This is a genomic window from Okeania sp. SIO2C9, from assembly GCF_010672455.1.
Taxonomy (GTDB): domain Bacteria; phylum Cyanobacteriota; class Cyanobacteriia; order Cyanobacteriales; family Microcoleaceae; genus Okeania.
On record NZ_JAAHGO010000095.1, the window covers coordinates 1 to 23,590 of the forward strand.

A 23,590-nucleotide genomic window follows, 5' to 3' on the forward strand; every position below is an offset into this window, starting at 1 on the left:
CGCAAAAAACTTTCTCTTCATTTATAGCTTAAAATTCCCTCCTCATAACTCATTACTCATAACTCATTACTCATAACTCATTACTCCTCCATTTTTATTTATAACTATTCAACCGAACATGATATAACTCCCATTTATCCTGACTTCTGACTCCTGACTCCTGACTCCTAACCTCACTATCAAGTTAATAAACCGACGCTCTAGTTCACACGTTGCCAAGTAAGAACATAAGATACATCACCTACTGGAGGTGCAGTTAGTATCAGTTTATCTCCTAAAAATTTAAATGTACGCTCCTGTACTGTGCCAACCCAATCAGGAATTAAGCTAACTTTAACGTGGTGAATAACTTTATTGTCTTGAATCTCATAACTGCCAGTATAGGCCGTGTAGCCTTTGGCTGCCTGAAAGTATCTCAAAATTCCTTTTATATATCCAAATAAATTTTTAACTAACGTTCTGATACCACCCTTACTCAGTTCTTGCATCTCTTCCAATGATAGTCCAAGCTGGCAGCGATCGCTCCTCATAATAGAGGCCGACATATATCCATCTGCTGTATATATAAGATATCCTTCAGGATGTTCACCCCATGGGTAAACATTTTTGTCAGAGCTGACTTCAACCAGTTTCCAGGTTCCTACAAAGTCCATTTTTGATTTCTCCTTATTTCTATTCGGGTTTCTATAGAACCCCTAACCGTATCTTTTAGCTCTCTCCAGAAAAGAGGGAGTAGGCAGCTTTGCTGTAGGCAGTAGAGGGAAAGAATTGATGATTTATCTACGATAATTGATTTGATTTTTGATGATTGGAGATGTATTTTGAGGAAAAGATATATACTTAAGTTAAGTAATAAGAGCGATTGCTGATGCAAAGCTCCGCTAACGCCTAAATTTTTAGAGATACGCTTAGGGGTTCTATAAGAGATTTAGGTAGGGCATTTAAAAATTTTTTAACCATACCTAATTCTGGATTTCCTTCAAGAAAGATGTCTATTACTTAGTAGAGTCTGGCGCTTCTTTCCATTATCTGCTTCATAAAACCGATATAAAACGTCATAAAAAGTGACATTTTAATGTTTACTTCCTGCTGTACGGACGTTGCATGCAACGTCCCTACCGTCGGCGGTTACTCATCCACAGGCATTGACGGTCAAGCCGACCGCATCTCTCAAATTTATACTAGCGTTTAAGTCTCTATCTATTGACAACCCACACTCTGGGCAATCATAAGTTCTTAAGCTTAATGGCATATCTTGAACGTGACCGCAGTTTGAGCAAGTCTTTGACGATGGGAAAAACCTATCAACTACTACTAACTCCGAGCCGTACCACTGACACTTATATTCTAGCTGTCGTCTAAATTCATAGAATCCTTGGTCGGCTATTGATTTCGCTAGCTTATGGTTCGCTAACATTCCGCGAACATTCAAATATTCAATTGAGACACTGCCGTGGTTTTTGGCTAAGTATGTTGTCAATTTGTGAAGTGTGTCTTTACGGATGTTAGCTACTTTGACTCTTTTTTTTTGTTGACAATTGTGATTTTCGCCCTTGCTATATAAACTATCTTATTATACTGCTTTATAACGTAAATTGTCAACTAAGTCAAAACTCTTTATGATGTACTTTTTATTATCTCATAGGTCCTGTCTATGAACTCAGAAACTTCTAAGTATTCAACACAAGAATCCCAATGATGGTAAAAACCCTGCGAGATATACTTTATAAAGTCCAATAGAGTTGAAAGAAGTAGGCGTAGATGGTTTTTCGACCCCTTAATATTTGAGATCGATTTCTCTGTTTGCAATTTTTCTATTATCTGTTCTACATATGGTTCGACAATATTCTTAATTTCCCCTGTAGGTAAAGCAATTTTGCCTAATTGGCTTTTTTCGGATAACTCCTTAATTAGTGGTTTCAAGCTCTGACTCAAGGAATCAATCAAATTTCGAGATTGATTTTCAATCCCTAGATTGTGGAGTATCGTTTTTGCTACCACTCCTGAGAGCGAACTTGCTATTTGTTCTTCTGGAGACAAACCAAAAAAATCAAAGATAAATTGAATAAAACTACTGAGAGCATCAGGGTTATACCCGAGGTTGAAACCTTCCTGCTGTGACCATACATGCTTATACTCCACACCACTGCTTATACTCTGGTCCAAAAGCCAATCTACCCACGCATTAATTAGCGCAGTGGGTTTAATGTATGGTTCGTAAAAGGTTCGGGTTCCTTCTATCATATCTTTTTCCCATGTATTAGCCACATAGTCAAGCTCACTCCAAATGCGGTCTGTTTTCTGATCTAGCTTCATGTCATAATCTTGAGCAAATGCTTTATTACCAGGACTTGCCCCTGACGAGAATGAAGCCCATACAGTTGCCTTCTCATTAGGGTCCCACTCTGCTCGCCGATCTATCAATGATAAGGCAAGGGTAGGTGAAAGAGCAGCTCCTAAACTATGACCACAGATAGTAATTGAGAGTGGCTTACTAGCACTGCTCGTTAGGTGATTAAGGTACTCTAGCAAGGACTGCTCGTTATATTGCATCTCTTCAAAAAGAATACGAATTCCTTCACAGAAGCCAGCGGCAACTCGTATACCTGGTGTTGTTTGGTCTTCAGGATCGGAATGCCATGGTTGACCTTTATTCCAGAGTCTAGTTGTGCTGACCGATAAGTTCTGCACAGTCCAACCATGCAATGATACAAGATTAGTCCCAGAAATACCAATAATGTAGCGGTCAGATTCACCACTATCTTTAGATTTCGCCATGTACATGGCACTATCAGCAACATTCGAGTCTAGTAGTCCTTGGCCATCATGTTGATAAATACCTGGACCCCAGACGACTTCCCATTCTCCAATTAATTTTTGTTGATCGGGATCTGACAAAACGGCTTGAGTTCTTTTAGTTGCTATCTCTTGTAGTTCTGGTTGACTACCAGTCGTAAAATTCAAACCACATACAGCAGAGATCATGCTCAGACAAAAGATTTGTTGTCGGTCATTGTATTGAGCCATAGTAAAATCTAAGTAGGGATAACTTTGATAACTGTAACAATTATATCTCAACTGTTGCAATAGCAAAAAATAAGAGATTTAGACAGGGGATTTAAAAACTTTTTAACCATGCCTAAATCTGAATTTCCTTCAAGTAAAGTGTCTATGTAGGGTTTGCGCTCAAAAGTCTTATGGGTAAGGGTAGGAGACAGGAGACAGGAGACAGGAGACAGGAGAAATGGGAATTATAGAGGAGGTAGGAGGAAGAATAATCCCTTGATTATTCTGCGCAACAAAGCCGCCTAAAATGCGCTCTTTTTTGAACCATTACGACCATTAAGCTTGGACTTTTTTAAACTAAAAAATGCGCTCAACCTTTATCTGTCAATGCTTTTAGATTTAACCAGCAAACCCTATGTATACTTAAGTAAGGCCTCACGCTTCTTTCCACGATCTCTTGATGATAGACTCTATGAAGCTTCTATTATCACTTTCATCCTCTCTATGAACTCAGTAGTTCCCATATATTCAATGCAAGCATCCACATGATGGTAAAAAGCTTGGGACAAATACTTCGTAAACTCCAAGATATTTTGACCTTTAATAAGTAGGTTTATATGGTTTTTCGACCCCTTAATGTTTGAGATCAATTTCTCTGTTTGCAATTTTTCTATGATCTTTTCTACATACGGTTCGACAATCTTATTAATTTGTCGATCAGGCAAAGCACTTTTGCCTGATTGGCTTTTTTCGATCAACTCCTCAATTAATGGCTTGATGATATCACTCAAGGCATCAATCAAGTATGGAGGTGGATTTTCAATCCCTAGACTGTAGAGTATCAATTTTGCTAGCTGTTTTGAGAGGATATTAACAAACAAACCTGTAAAAGCATTGGGAACATCAGGGTTATACTCTCCGGGGAAACCATCCTGCTGCGAGCGTATATGCTTATACTCCACACCACTCTTGTTACTCATTTCCAGACACCAATCAATAAACGCATTAATTAGCGCATTGGGTTGAATGTATGGTACATAAAAGGTTCTAGCGTATTCTAGCGTATCTTGTGCCCACCCATTAGGCACAAAGTCAAGGTTAGTCCAAATGCGGTCTGTTGTCCCACCTAGCTTAAGGTCATAATATTCAGCAAATTCCTGATTGCCGGGAGTTGCTCCTGCCGAAGGTGAAACCGATATAACTGTCTTACCTTCAGGGTCCCACTCCGACCGCCGAGCCACCAGTGATAAAGCAAAGGTAGGTGAAAGAGCACCTCCTAAGCTGTGACCACAGATAGCAATTGAGATTGGCTTGCTAGCACTACTCGTTACATCCTTAAGGTAATCTAGCACAGACTTCTGGTCAGATTGCATCTCTTCAAAAAGAATACGAATTCCTGTAGTGGTACCAGCAGCAACTCGCATACCTGGTGTTGTTTGGTCATTAGGATCGGAATTCCATGGCTGACCGTAATTCCAGAGCCTGGTTTGGCTGACCCAGAAGTCCTGCACAAACCAACCATGCCATGAATAAGTATTCGTCCCAGCAATACCAATCACGTAGCGGTCACATTCACCAGCTATATCTTTGCTTTTTGCTATGAACATGGCACTATCAGCAACATTCGAGTCTAGTCCTTGGCCATCATATTGATAAATAGCTGGACCCCAGACTACTTCCCATTCTCCAATTAATTTTTGTACCTCACTATCTGACAAAACTGCTAAAAGTCTTTCAGTTGCTCTCTCTTGTATGTATGATTGACTACCAAAAAGAGGACTATATAAAGCAGATACATTAGAGGCAAAGTTCAGGCAAAAGATTTGTTGTTGGTTATTGTATTGAGGCATAGTCAAATCCAAGTAAGGGTAACTAGCTGTAGACTTAACAATTATATCTCAAACTTTTCCAATAGTAAAAATACTCAAATCAGCTTGTTTTTCATGTTGCACTTGAGATTGGGCTTTATCCCAATACTACAGGTGTTGAGCAAAGGGTAATTTTAAATCTTACTACGTTTTATTGTTATCTAGTTAATAGACTTGTCTAATTCCCAAACTCCTTACGCTCCAGAATATTTACACAAGCTAATAAAACTCTGAAAGTTAATCCCCCAGCAATTAATACCCCTATCCACTCTAAATATGGTATATATGGCAACTGTCTCACAACTTCATCAACAACTTCAATATTAATCGGTTGAATAATTTCAAAATATTGCTGATAGAGGAAGACATACAATGTTCCAAACCCACCTATTAGCAATACAGATGACAAACTACGCAAAATCACTGCCAAAGTCATAGCAGACCTATTAACTGTTAACTCAAAAGGTAGAGTTCGCTGTCTTAGTTGAGGTACAATCAGATCGTTATACTCACCAACAGTTTCTGAGAACTTATTCATTGATGCCATAATACTCTCAGGGCGCAGACTTTGAATTAAAGCACGACGCTCCGATTCTTTATTATATTTTTTACTAATATTGAAGTAATTGAAATCTGGTAACAAATACTGAAGCGAACCATCTAACGTTAAAAGAGACCGACTAACTTTCAGAAATGACCAGTTACTGGGGATACCATATTTAACTAAAACTTGGGAAAATTCAGCTGTAGCTCCACCCAGGGATTTTTCCTTATACGATAACCCCTTAAGTCCTGACCTATCTGCCCAACTCTGAGTTGCTTGTGCTATCTCTACCCGTGCTTTAGAAACATTCACCTTGGGTACATCTACAGCAAACCGTATAACATAATCAGCAGCTTTGGTAAAATCTCCCTGTGATAAAGCATTATTGTATTTCAAATATGTTGTTCTCAATTCTTTCTCCAGAGAACCTGTACTTCCTAAGTCAATTAGCACAAACTTGCTCTTACGCAACAAAATGATGTTACCTGGATGTAGGTCACCATGATAGAGATTATCTTCATATATCTGTCGCAATAATGATAAGTACAAGCCTTCGCCTACTTTTTTGGGGTCTACATCATTTTCATCTGCCCATCTTCTTGCTTTGGCGCGATCGCGTTGATAGGTCTTAATATAATCCGCCATTAATACACCATCGATAAATTCCATTACCAAAACTCGACGTTTAGAATATTTATCGTAAATTTTCGGAGCATATATCTTGTGCTCTTTTAACGTTTTTTTCATCCTACGAGCATTTGTTGCTTCATAGCGGAAGTCTAACTCTTCTCTAAAAGTTTTCTCCAGTTCTGCAATAGCTTCATCTAAACGTAAATAACTACCAATATTCAAGGTGATCAACACATTGACAAAAAGCTTAATCACATCCAAATCTCGCTTAAAAGACTCTGCTAAACCAGGGCGTTGAACCTTAACCACCACAGGAATTAGTTTTTTCTTCTTCCGCAAAACTGCTCTATGAATTTGACCAATAGATGCAGCAGCTAAAGGTTGCTCATCAAAAAACTCAAATATTTTTTCTATTGGTTTGCCTAATTCTGATTCAATAGTTGATCGTGCTATATCAAAAGGAAAGCCTATAGCTTCATATTGTAATTTAATTAATTCATCACATACCTCATCTGGAAACAAGTCGCTTCTTAGTGCTAATAACTGACCTGCTTTTACCCAAAAACCACCAAACTCTTCAAAAACTTCTCGTAATTGGGTGGCTGTTTTTTGCACATCTGACTTACCAGTAAACTTGCGATATTGTATTCCTAAAAAATAAACTATAAATCGCCAAATAACATAAGTGGTTGATAACCGACGTTCCTCAAGATTCTCCACAATTTTGACTTTTTTTCTGTCTTTTTTCTCAATTATAGGGGTAGGAATATATTTCTTCTTTATCATATTTTATTTTCAACTATACCAAGCAATTATTGATTAATTGTGTACTTTACTATTTCATTTCACTGTTGATTTTTTTTCTTTTGATTCAAATCCAAAACTTTACTCAGAATTAATATTAAAAATATTCATAATTTGAAACATATAAAATTCATTGAATACACATCTTTTTAGTTATCGGGACTTTAGCAAATTTAAAGCCCAAACAAACCCCAAACTCCCTTTATGAGCGGTAAATACGTTTATGTTTTCATCTAGCCACTCAACAAAACGATAAGATATTGCTGTACGAAATGCTTCTAAAGTATCAGTAAAGGTATTTAATGATTTGTTAGCCCAACGCCTTCTTATACCTCCAGTTAACTGATGTCAGATAATAAATGTATAAGCACGATCGGACTAAAATAAAATGCCTTTTAAGGCTGATTTTATCTCTGACTTGATATTCTCTTAGTCCTAACCATCCTTTGGCTTCCCTGTAGAAAACTTCCACCCAATTTCTTTGAGAATAAGTAGAATATATCCACTCAGGAGTTACACATTTGTCTTCTCTATTAGTGATATAATAGTTAATATCAGTGGCCTCATAAAAATTTTTAGCATTCATCACGATAGCTATAGTTTTTTGACCTGACATCCTAGATAGTTGTACTTCTAATGTGGCTACCCAAACTTCGTGATTCATTTTTTGTGCTTAGTTGAACTAAGTTAAAAGCTTCTGGGGATATGCTTTCAGCTAGCTGGTCTAATCTAATTTCTTCTTTAATATTATCCTGTTTTTTGATGATTACTTTTTCCTACGGAATGCTACGCAAACGATTTTTAGCTAATCCTCCTATATAAGTTAAATTTCTTTTCTCTAGTTGATTCAAGAATGATGTATTGTTACCATATCCCCCATCAATTAACACAATTTCTGGCCGATGTCCTCGCTTACAAACATTGATCAACTAGAGACATTGCTAAGTCTGGTTTCTTAACAAATTCTGGGTCTTTTTTTCCTAAAGGTAAAGAATCCGCTTTTTGATATAAAGCTATATCTAAAGGTAGACTTTTTACTCCATCATCAAGATGAGTTGTAACCACAACTACACCATTATCTGTTTTTCCTATTTCTCCTATATATTGTCGCCCTACTCCTGCAGTTAAACTACCACTTCTTGCTCCGTCTTTACGCCGAGGAAACCTCGGCGCAGGCGGTGCGCTTTTTCTGTGGCCTGAATCGTCTATAATTAAAGCAAATGAACGAGAAGGTTTTGTTTGACGGCACTCCCACATCAGTTGCAGACGACGCTCGTTTACAGCATCTGGAGACCAATTTGCTCGAACTAAGAAATGCCGTAATTTGTGGTATGACAGACCTAAGGTGTTGTTGGCAATTTGAGACAGATTTTTCCTCTCACTTTCTCCTAATAATCCTCCTATATAGTCTCTAAACCCTATTTTTTGAGCTTTTGTCTTAAATACGTTGTTAAAGCGATCGCACCATCGATGGAAACAAGGAGGCATGGCCACTGAAATTGTTTCTTTCATCAGACTTTACCCCGGCCAGTAATTAACGTAAAACACATATCAGATATATATCATACCCTTTTTTTTGCTATTTTTTCACTAAAGTCCCGTTATCAAACTATAGAAAAATCACACCTTTAAAGTAATATCAATCATAATGATTAATATTTAATTAACTAGATAGTGAAAACTATTTAATAATTTTGGAAAAATTTCCAGATATCAGATATTGTATGCAGCAGCGATCGCTAACTAATTTTTCATTTCATACTTATTTACTTAGTTATCAAATCAAGGACAATTTTTATTCAAATAAATCATCATTAACCATCGTAAATTTAGCAAACTAAGATGAAATATTGCCGTCGCAATCTTAAACTCTCATTTTAATTAGGTTGATATTCATATATCAATAAGAAAATTCATTTTTTGTGTCAATTTATATTATGCCAATATAATTGTAATTACTTACTGGTTGTTTATATTTTTTTCATAAAAAAATTAGATAGATTTCGGTAATTTAGGTAATTTAAAATTATAAGTCTGACTATAGACTATAACAGAGCATCAATAATTTTATAAATACCTTGGGTATCCTCTACTCTCTCATCAATAAATCTCTCCCTAATTTTTGCTCAATCCATTATCAAAAACTAATTAACTTCACCTAGAAAATAAGCTTTGATTCCCTGAGAAGCAAACCAATTAATCGTTATTTCTGCCTGATTTGGCGACACTAAAACCACAAAACCAATCCCCATATTAAAAGTATTAAACATCGCTTCTTCTTTAACATTTCCAACTTCAGATATCCACTTAAAAATAGGAGGAATATCCCAACTATTTCTATCAATATTAATAGACATTCCTTCTGGCAAACAACGAGGTAAATTTTCTGGTAAACCGCCACCTGTAATATGAGCCATACCATGAATATCTAAACCCGCTTTTTGCGCTCCTAAAATTGGTTTAACATAAATTTTTGTTGGAGTTAATAGCGCCTCTCCTAAACTTTTTTTATCCAAAGCATCTGGGCAATCTTGTAAAGAAATATTCCCTTCACTTATAATCTTTCTCACCAAACTAAAACCATTACTATGAACCCCACTACTTTCCAACCCGATCGCCACATCGCCCACTTGTACCTGAGAGCAATCCAAAATCAAGCTTTTTTCCACAATTCCCACACAAAAACCAGCTAAGTCGTACTCACCAGGTGGATAAAAACCAGGCATTTCAGCAGTCTCTCCTCCAATTAAAGCACACCCCGCTAAACAACATCCTTCAGCAATACCATAAACCACTTCAGTTAACTGTTGCTGATTCAATTTTCCTGTTGCTAAATAATCCAAAAAAAATAGAGGTTCCGCCCCCGATGTCAACACATCATTGACACACATCGCAACCAAATCAATACCAACAGTATGATGACAATTAAGAGTATTTGCCAGTTTTAATTTTGTGCCCACACCATCAGTACCAGAAACCAAAACAGGTTCTTTGTAACCACTTGGCAAAGCAAATAACCCACTAAACCCACCTAATCCTCCTAAAACTTCTGGTCGGTGGGTACTAATAACCATATTGCGGATATTATCTACAAATTCACGACCCGCTTCAACATCAACACCAGCTTGTTTATAATCCATCATGTCTTAGGCCAAAACTTTGATTGTGCGCTAGACAACAAAAGATTCAGAAACCCACTTATGAAGATTCTCGATCTTGCAAAGGCAATTTCATAAATCCCTACTTTTGTCAGGATGTCTAACCTTTAGAAGTTTACCATCAGTCTTGTCTGTTTGACACTCCGCGAGATAAATCCACGCGGATTATTAAGCAGAATACATTTGCCGGGTTCAATCCACGTCAAATTTAACCCTTAATGGCATAGTCAAAGATGCCTCTAGTCTGTCTGGGGTAAACCCATTCAGCTTACTTTTTAATCCAATATTTGCTGCTCCATTGCAGTCAGCATTAATCAATTTATTTTGCTTCGTTTTGTACAAACCACGTTTGATTCTTTTGCCACTAAAACTATATTCAGTTGAATTATGAGCTTGATTTACAGGTATATTGTCTCTATCCAAAAAACTCGCCTTGGATGTGTAAGACTCCTCTTGTTCCAAATAAGTTAATCCATATCTTTCACACATAGCTTTTAACTTTAATCTCAAACTATAGTGTGGTATTTGTACAAATTTTTGGTTTGTTTTCTTACCTAAATTGATATCTTTTTTGATTCCGGGATTAACACCTACAACAATAGTAGATATTTGATTTTGACTACACCAGTTCATGAGATATCTAACTGCTTTATTCAGATAATCCTTTACTTTATTGTTTCGATTGACTGTAATGTTAACCTGTTTCTTGGTCAACCCTTTAATACCTTGTTTATCCTTTAATGACTGTAATCTAGCATTTTCCTTGTTGTACCACTGGTTAATTGATTTAAGTTTTCTGCCGTCCAAAATGAACGACGACCCAGTATTTGATACACAGGTAGCTAAATTATTTAAACCAAGGTCTATAGCTAAAGCTTTGTCAGTTTTTTTTGCTGGTTGTGGTTCAACTTCAGTAATAAATTCTACTTCAAAAAACCTAGCATCATATCTAGGAATTACCCTGACTTCCTTTAGGTTTTTATCTATTAATCTATCCGGAAAAGGGATTTTTACTTCCCCATACTCAGCCTTAAATTTCCTAGACATTGGGATTTTAAAATATCCATCTTTGACGATAATTCGAGGTATAATTAAAGGAAAATACCCCTCTTTATTTAAGTATCTAGGCAATCGTATTTGTTCAAAGCGATACAGCCTCTCATTGGCAGCTTTTATTAAGTTGAAAAAAGCTCTAAAAGACCTATCAACAACTTTTAATGTTTGTTGTGCAATATCGGTTTGAAGTAGCTGGTAATTTTCATTATCTTTGCAGTAATGATAGTTGGATTCGTATCTGAGATACCCACCTTCTGCAAAATAAAACTGTCTCGCAGAGTAAAGCCCTACATTATACATATTTTTGGATAATCTGCACAACTGTCTGAGAGCTTTAAACTCTTGAATGGACAAGTTCCTGATTTTGTTATTTTGGGTCAGATACATTTCAACTATTATCGCCATATAGTATAAATATAGCGAAAATAGTTATGAAAGGCAATACTTAGACGACAGGTTAAAACCTATCAGTTAGTTTTCATCCAGGGGTTAAAACGGCCTGGTTTCCCACATTCCTAAATTTTTACGATGAAATTAACCAAATTTTTTTTCTAATTTGATTCCCAATCTGAAAAGTTTGTGATACTCTATTGCAGTCTCTTAATAATACTTAAACATCGAAGAGTTTGAGTTATCCGGAATAGTAGTGGCTAGACCACACCCAGATAAATTCAACTCAACGAGTGCTGCTTAAAAAAAATAGGTTTATGAAGCACAAAATTTGGACTGGCCTTACTTCTTTCTTGATATTTTCTAGTGTAGGTGTAGCTTACTCTTATGCAGATACTCTTCAAGAAGACATTCTTTTGATAAAGAATGAACCAATAGATAGAAGCTTAGAAACAAATGATAACTTACAGAAAACTGTTGCCAATAGGCAGGCAGATGTGCTGAAAGTTGGAGAATACCAGTTAAACACAGGACAAGGGAAAAATACTGTTACTGAAATTCTGGCCCATGAATTAACTGGTCGTCAAGCTGCAACTCTCTATGTTCGTAATATTCCAGTTCTTACTTTTCTTGACTCTCAGGATCAGAAGGCAAATAATATTAGTCCAGAGTCTAACTCAAACTCTTCGGTGAAAGTAGCTACTATTCAATCTTCTCATTCAAACTCACAAAAAGATCCTGTGTGGCGAGCATCAATAGTTGCCTCCCAACTAAATCAGCTAATGCAGGAAAACCCTAATCTGGAGATTACAGCTAAGTGGGACACAGATACTGAAAGCTACATGATTCTGGTCAATGACCAAAAGTTAGTAAAAATAGATGAACAAACTATTCTTCCAGATAGTACCAACGATTTAGCAACAGATACCCTACAAGCAACTAACCGTCTAAGACGACAAGTTAATAACGCTCCTCCTTTAAAAGAAATAACGGGTAAACCAAAACCAAAACCACAGCCAGAACCACAAAAAATAGCTGTTGGACCTATTACTTTCCAATATCAAGGTTGGGCTTCTTGGTACGGCCCTGGATTTCATGGTAACTTAAGTGCCAGTGGCGAGCGTTACAATCAATATGCTATGACAGCAGCCCATAAAACTCTGCCTTTTGGAACAAAGGTACGAGTGACTAATCTCAATAATGGTAGTTCAGTCGTTGTCAGGATTAACGATCGTGGCCCATTTATTCGAGGCAGAGTTATTGATTTATCTGCTGCGGCTGCTCGTATTTTAGGTATGATTCAGAGTGGAGTTGCTCCTGTAAAAGTTGAAGTTATTGATTCTCGTGGGTCTTAATTTTGGCATTTATTTAGTCTGATTAACGAATTTTTCATTACAGGAGTGGTTACTCTAATAGTTTCGTGAGAGTGTCTATATAAATAGTTTGGGGGAAAAGATAGACTTTTCCTCCTTTTTTTATATTACTGTAAGTATTTGTACAAAATTAATTTATAGCAGAAGGAAGAAGGAAGAAGGAAAAAGGAAGAATCTTACATTGTCTGAGTTTTAAACTTTTGAATTGTCCGTGCCTTTTGCTTCAACTGCTATAACATTTGTCAGTAGGGAATAGGGAATAGCGAACAGGGAATAAAATACACTTATGTGTTTGAACATTTGTTGACAGACAGCCTCTAAGGTGACAATCAAATATACAATTAATTTTCCTTGACTACTTGGGTAATTAGTAATAGATAATGGGAGGCAAGTTCATGTGAATTTGTACAAAATAAACTTAAGTAGGGCAATGCTTTTAGAAGCTCTAGTTATATTCAGCTTCATCAATATTAGATATGATTTTACAGCGATTTTAATTTCTATAGACTACTTTAGGAAAAAAATGGCCATTCATTTACACACAATTTTTGTTGTGACGATGTGGTTCAGAGATCGGCAAAAGTGCTGTAATGTTTTTACTGCTAAATCATAATAGTCTTCTTCTGTTCTCTTCTAAAAAATAATCTTTCTGTTCCCATTACCAATTATCATCTATTTTATAAAAAATGCGTCTATTTACTACTATTGCTGCTTTGCAATGTTACTTTAATTTATTGAAAAACGATCTAAACAAATCTCCATATACTGTTGGTTTAGTACCAACAATGGGAGCTTTACACAAAGGACATTTAAGCTTAATTAAACGTGCTAAAGAAGAGAATCAAATTACTGTTGTAAGTATTTTTATTAATCCTTTACAGTTTTCTCCTACTGAAGATTTCCAAAAATATCCTCGGCAGTTAGAAGCAGATAAAAAAATATGTGAAGAAGAAGGAGTAGATATTATTTTTGCTCCCACTCCTAAAACGATGGGTATGGAAAATGAGCTATCTACTAATGCTCAAAATTCTACAACTACAGTTGTTCCTCCATCTAGCATGACATCAATTATGTGTAGTCTTTCTAGACCTGATTTTTTTCAAGGAATTGCGACTATTGTAACTAAGTTATTGAGTTTAGTTCAGCCCAATAATGCTTATTTTGGGCAAAAAGATGCTCAACAATTAGCCATTATTCAAAGGTTAGTAAAAGACCTCAGTTTGTCAGTTAATATTATTTCTTGTCCAATAATTCGTGAAGCTTCAGGATTAGCTATTAGCTCTCGCAATCAATATTTAACTATCGAACAAAAACAGCAAGCTGCCATATTATATAGCTCTCTTTGTCATGGTAGAAAAGTATTTTTAGAAAATCGAAATGCAACAAATATTGTCGAAAAAATTAAAAATGCCGTGCAGGAACAATTGGCAACTTTACCATTTATAAAACTAGAGTATGTAGAAATAGTCAATCCAGAGAATTTACAACCTTTAGAAAATATTCAGCATATAGGTTTATTAGCGATCGCTGCTCATATTGGATCTTGCCGTTTAATAGATAATATACTTTTGAGAAACCGCAAACCAATAATTGCTATTGATGGTCCTGCTGGAGCGGGCAAATCAACAGTAACCAAATTAGTAGCGCAACAATTAGGACTTTTGTACTTGGACACCGGGGCAATGTATCGAGCCGTAACATGGATGGTATTACAAGCTGGTATCCCAGTAGAAGATGAACCCCAAATAGCAGAGTTAGTCAGTCAATGTCAGATTAGCTTTAATGGCCCTGAAAATAACCATGTCATTATTCATGGCCAGGATGTGACAAAAGCAATTCGGAGCAGAGAAGTTACAAATAATGTTTCAGCTATTGCAGCTCAGGCAACTGTCAGGTATTTTATGGTAGAGCAACAACAAAAATTTGGAACTAAAGGAGGAATAGTAGCAGAAGGACGAGATATTGGTACTCATGTATTTCCCAATGCTGAACTAAAGATTTTTTTAACAGCTTCTGTGGAAGAGCGATCGCGACGACGACTGCTAGAGTTACAACAAAAAGGTCAAACTAATATCAGTTTAGAACAGGTAAAAAAAGATATTATTCAACGAGACCAAAAAGATGCTAACCGGAAAATTTCTCCCTTACGAAAAGCTCCAGATGCTATAGAAATTAGTACCGATGGTTTAAGCATAGCTGAAGTTACTCAGAAAATTGTAGATATTTACACACAAAAAAATCCACAACTATAGTTCAATTAATCCGGAAAATACTGAGTAGATTAAGATTAGTGAGAGAAAACTCAGGAGGAAAATCAAGTATATTATTTTTATTGAGAAAAATATTTTTAAGAATAGCTATTATTCCTGAATAATAATAATAGTTAAACCGCCTAAAAACTCAAAAATTTTAACTTGACAAAATTACTGAATCATTTCAGAAAATCACAAAGGTGTGTAGGATAAATATGACAAACTTAGGTTCACTATCCAGACAAGGAAAATCTTTAGCAACAGTAATAGCTGCTAGTGGAAGTTTCTTAATTGGAATGTTATTGCCCATGGAAATCTGGACAAATCAACAAACAAATACAAAAGCAACTACAGTTAAAACAGCAACAAATACAAATACAGTTAAAATAGCAACAAATACAAATAAAATACCAACAAATACAAAACAAATAAATCAGTCAGCAAATAACAAAGAAACTCCATTAGAAGTAATTAAAATTAGTTCTGTTGTTGCCAAAAAAATTAATAATACTAAACAACAACTGAGGGAATTAGAATTAAAAACCTTTAATTTTAGTGTCCCCAAAAGATTCCAAAGTCAAACAGTTAAAGATGTTACTCTTAATAGCAAACAAAAAGTTATTTCCTTAACCTTTGACGACGGTCCGTGGAACAACACTACAGAACAAATATTAGATATTCTCAAAAAACATAATATTCGAGCAACTTTTTTCGTAGTCGGCCAACATTTAAATGTACGTCAAGAAATAGGCAAAAAAATTGTAGAAGAAGGTCACGTTATTGCTAACCACACATGGAACCACCCTTCTAAAAAGAGTAAAATGAGTCCAGACCGGATCAAAAGCGAAATTGGACGTACAGCAGACCTCATATATAAAATCACAGGTAGGACTACCAACCTATTTCGTCCTCCAGGAGGTGTCCTGGTTAATGGTTTAGCCGACTACGCCAAAGAACGGAAACACACTGTAGTCTTATGGTCTGCTGATTCTGTAGACTGGTATTACAGGTCAGCCCAAAAAATTACGAAAAAAGTTTTGAATAAAGCCAGCAATGGTGGAATTGTCTTACTACATGATGGCGGTGGCCCAAGAGGTCACGTTGTTGAAGCTCTACCCAATATTATTGCTGGCTTGAAAAAACAAGGTTATGAATTTGTGACCATACCAGAATTACTAACAATTAAAGATAGAGAGCTACATCAGGAAGAGTTAGCAAAAAAAAGAGAAATTAAAAAGCAAGAAACAAATGCACAAGAGAACAAGGAGCAGACAAACAAGGAGTAAACTTTCAACAATTAATAATTAATAATTACCTCTTTTTATCAAGAAAAGGATTGGCTAAAATGAATAATTATTAACTATCAACTCTTAATTATTAATTATTAATTATTTGATTAACCCATCTATTTAAAGCTTGCTGATTAAATATCAAAGCATTGACAGATAAAGGTTTTAGGATTTTTTTGTCTAAAAAAGTGCCAACTTTTCAGCGGAAAAAGCTCAAAAGTTAGTATTTTAGTCGCATAGTTGGGCAGAAAAATCTTGGAACAATTCTTACTCCTACCTCCTTTAAATTCCCCGTTCCTCCTGTCTCCTGTCTCCTGTCTCCTGTCTCCTACCCCAACAAAAAGACTTTCCATACGCAAACCCTATTTAGTACCTTTGACCAAAACAAAATGGCTTCCATAGCTCGCAAAAATTTATTAGAAGATATTCCTCGATTTATAGTAGCCCAAGCAGGAATATTATTTGCAGTCAGCTTAGTGACAATTCAAACAGGCATATTAAATGGGTTTGCTCGTTCCACAACCCTACTAATAGATAAATCCAATGCAGATATTTGGATCGCCTCTAATCAAATGGTCAACTTTGAGCTGACAGACCCCCTACTTTACGGTCAATTGAATCAAGCTAAAACAATAGAAGGTATCCAACAAGCAGAAGCTTTAATTTTAGGGTCTGTAAGATGGCGGCCTCAGAATGGAGAAATGAGTCCATTAATGGTGGTTGGATTTAACCCAGATGGACAACTATTCAACCCAGGAAGTGTCATTGAAGGTAACGTCAGCGACCTAAAACAACCATTCGCTGTGATGGCCGACCAAAGTAGATTATCGAGTATGCTTGCAGAAGGAGTAGGAACAACGGCGATCGCAGGTTCTCTACCAGCAAAATTAGTCGCAGTTACCAAAGGTACTCAGTCAATTGTATCAAGTACCCTATTATTTACATCCCTAGAAAACGCTAACACATATATTAGCGCAGGTATTAACGCCGAAGTTAACTGCAAAGTTGTAGGAGCAGGAAATCTCCAATGTACAAAAGTAGTAGAAAAAAAAGACCCTAATCAAAAGTTGGAAGAAACACCAGCACCAAAAAATTTAGAAGTAGCAGATCCGATCGCCTATATATTAATTAAAGCTAAACCAGGTGAAGATTTACAAGTATTAAAACAAAAAATAGAAGAGGCGATGCCATCTACTAATGCTTACACTAAAAATGAATTATCTGAAAAAACCAGATTTTTTTGGTTGGCACGAACAAATATTGGTCTAGTTTTAGGAATGGGTGCAGTAGTAGGTGTAATTGTAGGCATAGTAGTGGTTGCACAGATTTTGTATTCATCTGTGTCTGACCACCTGAAGGAGTTTGGTACTCTCAAGGCCATGGGTGCATCTGATAAGGAGTTGTATGCAGTAATTGTGGAGCAGGCAATTTGGATGGCAGTTTTAGGTTATCTCCCTGGGATGTTGGTGTGTTTAGGATTGAGTAGTTGGGTGGCAGGTAAAGGAATTATTATTTTGATTACACCTTTGTCTGCACTTGGAGTGTTAGGTATAACTGTTTTTATGTGTGTCGGATCAGCTTTCTTTGCCATTCAAAAAGTAACTCGTATCGATCCTGCAATTGTATTTAAAGCTTAGAAATCAACAATTTCATCAGTTGTTGATCGCAAGTTGGTTTGAAGAAGGTTGTAGGTGTTAGGGTTTAGGTTTAGTAGTCCTGGTCACGTAATGGTATAGCGCTGTGCGCAGGCAACAGGCAACAGGCAACAGGCAACAGGGAGAATAAATTGCCGATAATATAAGACTTTTAGCTATTTGGTCTCTCCTGCAATTTGTAAATATACCAGCGCTCATTGCTATATATGGGAATGAACAACGCCTAGTAAAGTAGTAAAGGCAAAGGTTAGGAAATTTATAAATGCTCTCTCCTCAGTCGATTACTTCTGTATTTGACCAATTCCAGTGTTCCCCTATCTGACTTGCAGGTGGCGCTATAAGGGAGGAAGATGCTTCCACTTCTGTTTTTTTGACCAAAATAATTACTATAGAACCCAACAGATAATATGTGAAACCGCAATATTGATTGGCATTCATCCCGACGCTCCGGTGACCTGAGAGCGCAGGTCTTCTGCCAACGTTGAGATAAAGTTAATCATAACGATTCTATCACTTCCGAGCAACAATAAGTTTTTTCCCAAGTCTTAGCAATATTATCTAACTATCAAAAAACTTTTGATTCTATCCTTAAATTATCTTACCACTACTATGCAGCACTACCTTTTTATAGTGGCTGTTGCAAAAGGAGGAGTCAGGAGCTAAGAATTAACAGGAGCGCAAATCTCTTTACCGAAAAATTGTGGGTATGCGCCTCCCCTTGGATAGGGGATAATAAGCGGTCGTTTGCGCAGCATGACCTAGGATGGGATGGCGAGGTCTCGGAGCTGTCCGACCATCGACTCCTGTGAAGAAAAATTTTCATGAATTTGTCAATCCTCTTCAATTCATGGAGAGGTAATTATTCATTATTCATTGTTGAATTATATCAAGTCCGGATAATTAGGGCTTGCCGATTAAATCTAAAAGTATTTACAGATCAAGGTTTTAGCCTTTTTGGGGTCTTTCAAAAGTCCCTAGTTTTCAGCTATTCACGCTCAAAAAGGAGCGTATTTTAGGCGCATAGTTGGGTAGAAAAATCACTCTTACAATTGCTTACTCCTACCTCCTCGCTCATTCCCATTTCTCCTGTCTCCTGTCTCCTCCCTCACCCATAAGACTAGTGAAGCGCAAACCCTAATTAGTGATAGAACTCTGTTCCGAGATGCGCGTTACCGAAAAATTAATAATTCAATAATTCAATAATTCAATAATTCGCGCCTTGAAGTCTCCCCTTTCAAGGGGAAAAAAATAAATTTTTTCGGAGTTGGTCAATCCTCTTCCTTTTAGGGAGAGGTAATTATCAATTATCCATTATTGAACTAGTCCTTGTTCCCTTCTCCTAGACTATGGCCATACTTTTTTGAATTTGGTATAACTTTTGATCTTTCTATAAGTAACCATCTTCATGGCTACTAATTTTTTTTCTGCCGTTATACCAATATTATGTGAGACTCTACAGAATTAAGTGCTAGGTGTTAGGTGTTAGGTGTTATACCAATATTATGTGAGACTCCACAGAATTATGAAATTTATTAACTTGTCTGCCTAGCTCTACATTTAACTCTGATTAAAATATTATTCTATGCAACTTTATATTAACTTGGTATTAAGTTTTTATACTTTTATTCTTTGATTCAAAAAGCAGTTAAATCTTCCTGATACCAAATCTGCTGATCAAAAAGTAGTTTTTCATGCGTCGTCTTAATCTTTACTACTTTCTCCCTTCTTTACCTGGCAAAAACAACAGCTATCCTATTTTTTCTCTCCCTATAAAAAGTATACTACCTAAAGCAAATCAAGTGTTTTTTTAGCAAAAAAAATCAAAATACATATGTTCTTTTTGATTTACAGCAAAACTTTTCTAAATTTATATAGTTATTTATGCAAATAAAATAGCATAAATAAAACCATTAAATTATTTTTTTATAGTCAAAAAAAAGTATATTTTGATAACTTAACTCATCATTAATATTCAACTAAAACTCATAATTTTGATATGAGTACAATATTAAGTGATTTTATTGAAGATTAAATGTATTATTTTAAATTCAATCTATGAAAAAGTTTCAGTAAATACAACTAATTTTTGAATAAAATGTTACAAAAACTATTATTGGCTTTGAGCAGAGTGACTATTACTTAGTGATACAGAACAAAATCCACCCCATAATGCTGAGTAAAACCCCTACATGCAAATCAATATTTTTACCATACAATTACTGGTATATGTAAATAATCAAATAATTTAGATAGTTTAAATATAAAATTTAGAACATACTAAAAATGTCTAAGATAAACAAAAATAAAGTCGAATATAACGAGCGATCACTCATAAAATTAGCTAGGGCTTTAACAATGTCTGAGGGTGATTTTTCCCTAATTTTAGTCCGTTGTAATTCTCCAGAATTAAGAGAACAGATCCTCGAAAAACTTAAACAAGAATATCCTGTAGAATACCAAGAATTAGCATTAGACCACTCTACTGATACGCTTTACTCTAGTATCAACCAAAATTTAGGCTCGATTTCCCCAAAAGCTTTGATGATTAAGAGTTTAGAATCAGTTAATACTCTAGATAGATTATTAATAGCAGCTAACCTACTCAGAAATAAATTCCAAAACTTTCACTTTCCATTGGTATTGTGGGTGACAGATGAAATTCATAAAAAATTAATTCGTGTAGCGCCAGATTTTCAAAGTTGGGCATCGGCCATTAGCTTTAATCCCAAATCTGCCTAATCCTAACTTCAAAAAATTAAATAATTACTATAAGTTAAATTTATAACTTGTTAAAATTATTTATACTCTAATCTTTACTGAAAATATCCAGATGAAATTATGAAATATACCCTTAATTCTAGAAAATTATTAAAAAAATCTAAAAAAAGCTTATATCTAGTTTTTATTAGTGATACGCCAAGAGAATTAATAAAATTATTAAACATTTTGAATATCTAGCTCAAAAGCAGCATTAACCTTTATTCTGTCAGTGGAAATGCTAAATTTTGCTAATTCGGGTCTACAAAGACGGCTCCCCATAGCGTAAGAAACCCGTAATTAGCATTTAGCCAATACCATTAAATTTGACAGAATAAGGAAGAAAAAATATGGAGACAAGTATTGAATCAATCCACGCTAGAGAAATTCTCGACTCCCGTGGTCGTCCAACAATAGAAGCGGAAGTCCAACTAGCCAACGGTATAGTTGGACTGGCCCAAGTGCCTAGTGGTGCATCTACAGGTAGCTTTGAAGCCCACGAACTTCGGGATGGGGATAAAGGACGCTACGGCGGTAAAGGGGTACTCACAGCAGTAAAAAACGTTGAAGAAAAAATTACCCCTGCCCTACTAAAAATCAATGCTCTCAACCAAACCTCAGTTGACAGCAAAATGATTGAAACAGACAGCTCCCCCAATAAAAGTAACTTAGGTGCTAATGCCATTCTCGCTGTCTCCCTAGCCACTGCGAAAGCGGCCGCTAATGCCGTGGGAATGCCACTGTACCGCTATTTAGGTGGACCACAAGCAAGTCTGCTACCAGTACCTTTAATGAATGTGATCAATGGTGGTGCTCACGCTGCTAATAACGTAGACATTCAAGAATTTATGATCGTACCTGTAGGTGCACCCTCATTTAAAGAAGCATTGCGCTGGGGTGCAGAAGTCTTCGCCACCCTCAGTGGAGTTCTCAAAGACAAAGGTTTACTAGGTGGAGTAGGAGACGAAGGTGGTTATGCTCCCAACTTAGGATCAAATCAAGAAGCATTAGATATACTAATCACAGCTATAGAAAAAGCTGGTTACAAACCTGGGGAACAAGTAGCTCTTGCTCTAGACGTAGCTGCTAGCGAATTTTACAAAGATGGTAATTATATTTACGACGGCGCAACTCATTCTCCTACTGAGTTGATTGATTATTTAGCTAGTTTAGTCGATCGATATCCCATTGTCTCCATAGAAGATGGCCTACATGAAGACGACTGGGACAGTTGGGTACAGCTAACCCAAAAGCTAAGTAGCAAAATCCAATTAGTGGGAGATGACTTATTTGTTACTAATCCCTCTCGTTTACAAAAAGGCATTGATATGAGTGCTGGTAACTCAATTTTAATTAAACTTAACCAGATCGGTTCCCTGACTGAAACTTTAGAAACTATTGACTTAGCAACTCGGAATGGTTTCCGCTCAGTGATCAGTCACCGTTCGGGAGAAACAGAAGATACAACTATTGCTGACTTGGCAGTAGGAACACGAGCAGGTCAAATCAAAACAGGTTCCCTCTGTCGTAGCGAACGAGTAGCTAAGTATAATCGACTGTTACGGATCGAAGATGAGTTAGGCGATCGTGCCATCTATGCAGGTACAGTAGGTTTAGGACCAAAAGGCCGAAATTAGGTTAGTGGTCTAATACCATCAAAAACTAAGCAACAATAGGAAAACTATTAGGGATAGAAACTCAAATGGGGTAATACCAGAGTTTCTTCCCATTTATCAGCAATTAAGCCAAAAGTTGACTGTTGACGATAGTTACTTTCTCAACTAAACTTGAAACTGTTAAAGTTGTTACATCCTTAAATCAGGAAAGTTTTTGATGATAAATCAAACTAAAGTTTCATTCATTGGCACAGGTACAATGGGCTGTCCAATCATATTCAAACTACTTGACAAATTCAACCGGACGAAAGTAGATAAAATAGATAAAAAAGCAACAGAACCAGCGATCGCGACAGGCGTAAGTAGCGTAATCTAGAAAGTATGATATTCTATTCTATATACATATAATAATAGAAGGCGAAAATTTAGCTAAATTAATGCAATGCTTGAAATAACTAAAAAAACTATCAAGATGAAGCCCTTTGTCATATTAAATAGGGAAAATTAGCTATGAAAAAGTTATCTGTTGACAACCTGCTTGCCTTATGCTCTCTTTTCAGCAAAGTATTGAATACTCAATACAATTAAAATCTGATGTAACAAGATAGCATTCAGCAAGTAAAGCTAGGTAAAAAAAATTGAAATAGCAGTCAACATATTACTAGCACAAGAACATCGCCAATAGCAATCATTTGCAAGCAAGTCCCAGGGGAGATAGTAGAGTAGGTATTACATCCCCGTCGCTACCACCAGTACCACTAACTAATGAAGAAAAATATAGTCCGGGTATTAAGCGCGAGTGATTTTAGCTGATAAATGAATCCTAAAAATTGATAGCTAGCTAGTTCAACTATTTCTCCCTCATAGTAGAAAGCAGTTAAGGGCGAACAAAACCCTAAAGTTTGGTACGACTAAGGGAAGCAATATATTAGTAACTGATAGTGAATCAAAAATTATGAAAATATTAGTTATTGTATTTAAAGACGAAAAATCATGCTACAGAAGATACCCACAATTCTCTGTGAAAGAGGAAGATGTAGCAAGTATTTGAATCTTTATAACTTGTAGTGGGTAGATATACCGCAGATTACTAAAGCTGTGAAACAAAAAAATGAGAACCCACTGCTAGTGTAAAAAAAGTATGCTAGTACTCTTCAAAACAATACCAAAGCTAGTCTCCCAAAAAATCAGT

Annotated in this window: 13 protein-coding genes and 3 pseudogenes; 8 read left to right on the forward strand and 8 right to left on the reverse strand. The window is 36.1% G+C overall.

Features of this window, described 5'->3' with window-relative positions; translation table 11 throughout:
• Positions 1-200: 200 nt before the first annotated feature.
• The 8 genes and pseudogenes from F6K23_RS35405 to F6K23_RS35440 all read right to left on the reverse strand — a co-directional run bounded on the left by F6K23_RS35405 (position 201) and on the right by F6K23_RS35440 (position 11,471).
• Positions 201-653, reverse strand: a complete 453-nt coding sequence (locus F6K23_RS35405; RefSeq protein WP_293165163.1) for a lipocalin-like domain-containing protein — start codon at positions 651-653, stop codon at positions 201-203.
• Positions 654-1,132: 479 nt separating this feature from the next.
• Positions 1,133-1,531, reverse strand: a pseudogene (locus F6K23_RS35410) (RNA-guided endonuclease InsQ/TnpB family protein); the annotation flags it as partial.
• A gap of 86 nt (positions 1,532-1,617) precedes the next feature.
• Positions 1,618-3,027 carry a hypothetical protein gene (locus F6K23_RS35415; RefSeq protein ID WP_293165165.1) on the reverse strand — a complete coding sequence of 470 codons (1,410 nt, stop codon included), beginning with the start codon at positions 3,025-3,027 and terminating at the stop codon, positions 1,618-1,620.
• A 449-nt stretch (positions 3,028-3,476) separates the two neighbouring features.
• Positions 3,477-4,856, reverse strand: a complete 1,380-nt coding sequence (locus tag F6K23_RS35420; protein WP_293165167.1) for a hypothetical protein — start codon at positions 4,854-4,856, stop codon at positions 3,477-3,479.
• A gap of 196 nt (positions 4,857-5,052) precedes the next feature.
• Positions 5,053-6,834, reverse strand: a complete 1,782-nt coding sequence (locus F6K23_RS35425; RefSeq protein WP_293165169.1) for an AarF/ABC1/UbiB kinase family protein — start codon at positions 6,832-6,834, stop codon at positions 5,053-5,055.
• Positions 6,835-7,005: 171 nt separating this feature from the next.
• Positions 7,006-8,364: pseudogene (locus F6K23_RS35430) on the reverse strand (IS701 family transposase).
• A gap of 632 nt (positions 8,365-8,996) precedes the next feature.
• Positions 8,997-9,992 carry a phosphoribosylformylglycinamidine cyclo-ligase gene (purM, locus tag F6K23_RS35435; protein ID WP_293165201.1) on the reverse strand — a complete coding sequence of 332 codons (996 nt, stop codon included), beginning with the start codon at positions 9,990-9,992 and terminating at the stop codon, positions 8,997-8,999.
• Positions 9,993-10,202: 210 nt separating this feature from the next.
• On the reverse strand, positions 10,203-11,471 hold the full coding sequence (locus F6K23_RS35440; protein ID WP_367267913.1) for an RNA-guided endonuclease InsQ/TnpB family protein: 1,269 nt from the start codon (positions 11,469-11,471) through the stop codon (positions 10,203-10,205).
• 302 nt (positions 11,472-11,773) lie between these two features.
• On the opposite strand from F6K23_RS35440, the gene F6K23_RS35445 reads away from it, so the two are divergent.
• The 8 genes and pseudogenes from F6K23_RS35445 to F6K23_RS35475 all read left to right on the forward strand — a co-directional run bounded on the left by F6K23_RS35445 (position 11,774) and on the right by F6K23_RS35475 (position 22,774).
• The gene (locus tag F6K23_RS35445) at positions 11,774-12,811 is read left to right on the forward strand and encodes a septal ring lytic transglycosylase RlpA family protein (RefSeq protein WP_293165173.1); all 1,038 of its coding nucleotides are present in this window, start codon (positions 11,774-11,776) and stop codon (positions 12,809-12,811) included.
• A 704-nt stretch (positions 12,812-13,515) separates the two neighbouring features.
• On the forward strand, positions 13,516-15,081 hold the full coding sequence (locus F6K23_RS35450; RefSeq protein ID WP_293165175.1) for a bifunctional pantoate--beta-alanine ligase/(d)CMP kinase: 1,566 nt from the start codon (positions 13,516-13,518) through the stop codon (positions 15,079-15,081).
• Between the two features lie 215 nt (positions 15,082-15,296).
• The gene (locus F6K23_RS35455) at positions 15,297-16,367 is read left to right on the forward strand and encodes a polysaccharide deacetylase family protein (RefSeq protein WP_293165177.1); all 1,071 of its coding nucleotides are present in this window, start codon (positions 15,297-15,299) and stop codon (positions 16,365-16,367) included.
• Positions 16,368-16,759: 392 nt separating this feature from the next.
• Positions 16,760-18,007, forward strand: coding sequence for an FtsX-like permease family protein (locus F6K23_RS35460; protein ID WP_293165178.1), 1,248 nt, complete (start codon positions 16,760-16,762; stop codon positions 18,005-18,007).
• Between the two features lie 1,286 nt (positions 18,008-19,293).
• A pseudogene (locus F6K23_RS42460) lies at positions 19,294-19,368 on the forward strand (hypothetical protein); the annotation flags it as partial.
• 940 nt (positions 19,369-20,308) lie between these two features.
• Positions 20,309-20,764 (forward strand): hypothetical protein, encoded by a 456-nt coding sequence (locus F6K23_RS35465; protein ID WP_293165180.1) that lies wholly within the window; start codon positions 20,309-20,311, stop codon positions 20,762-20,764.
• A gap of 368 nt (positions 20,765-21,132) precedes the next feature.
• Entirely contained in the window at positions 21,133-22,419 is a 1,287-nt protein-coding gene (gene eno / locus F6K23_RS35470; RefSeq protein WP_293165182.1) for a phosphopyruvate hydratase, read from the forward strand.
• 196 nt (positions 22,420-22,615) lie between these two features.
• Positions 22,616-22,774, forward strand: a complete 159-nt coding sequence (locus F6K23_RS35475) for an NAD(P)-binding domain-containing protein (RefSeq protein ID WP_293165184.1) — start codon at positions 22,616-22,618, stop codon at positions 22,772-22,774.
• The last annotated feature ends 816 nt before the right edge of the window (positions 22,775-23,590 follow it).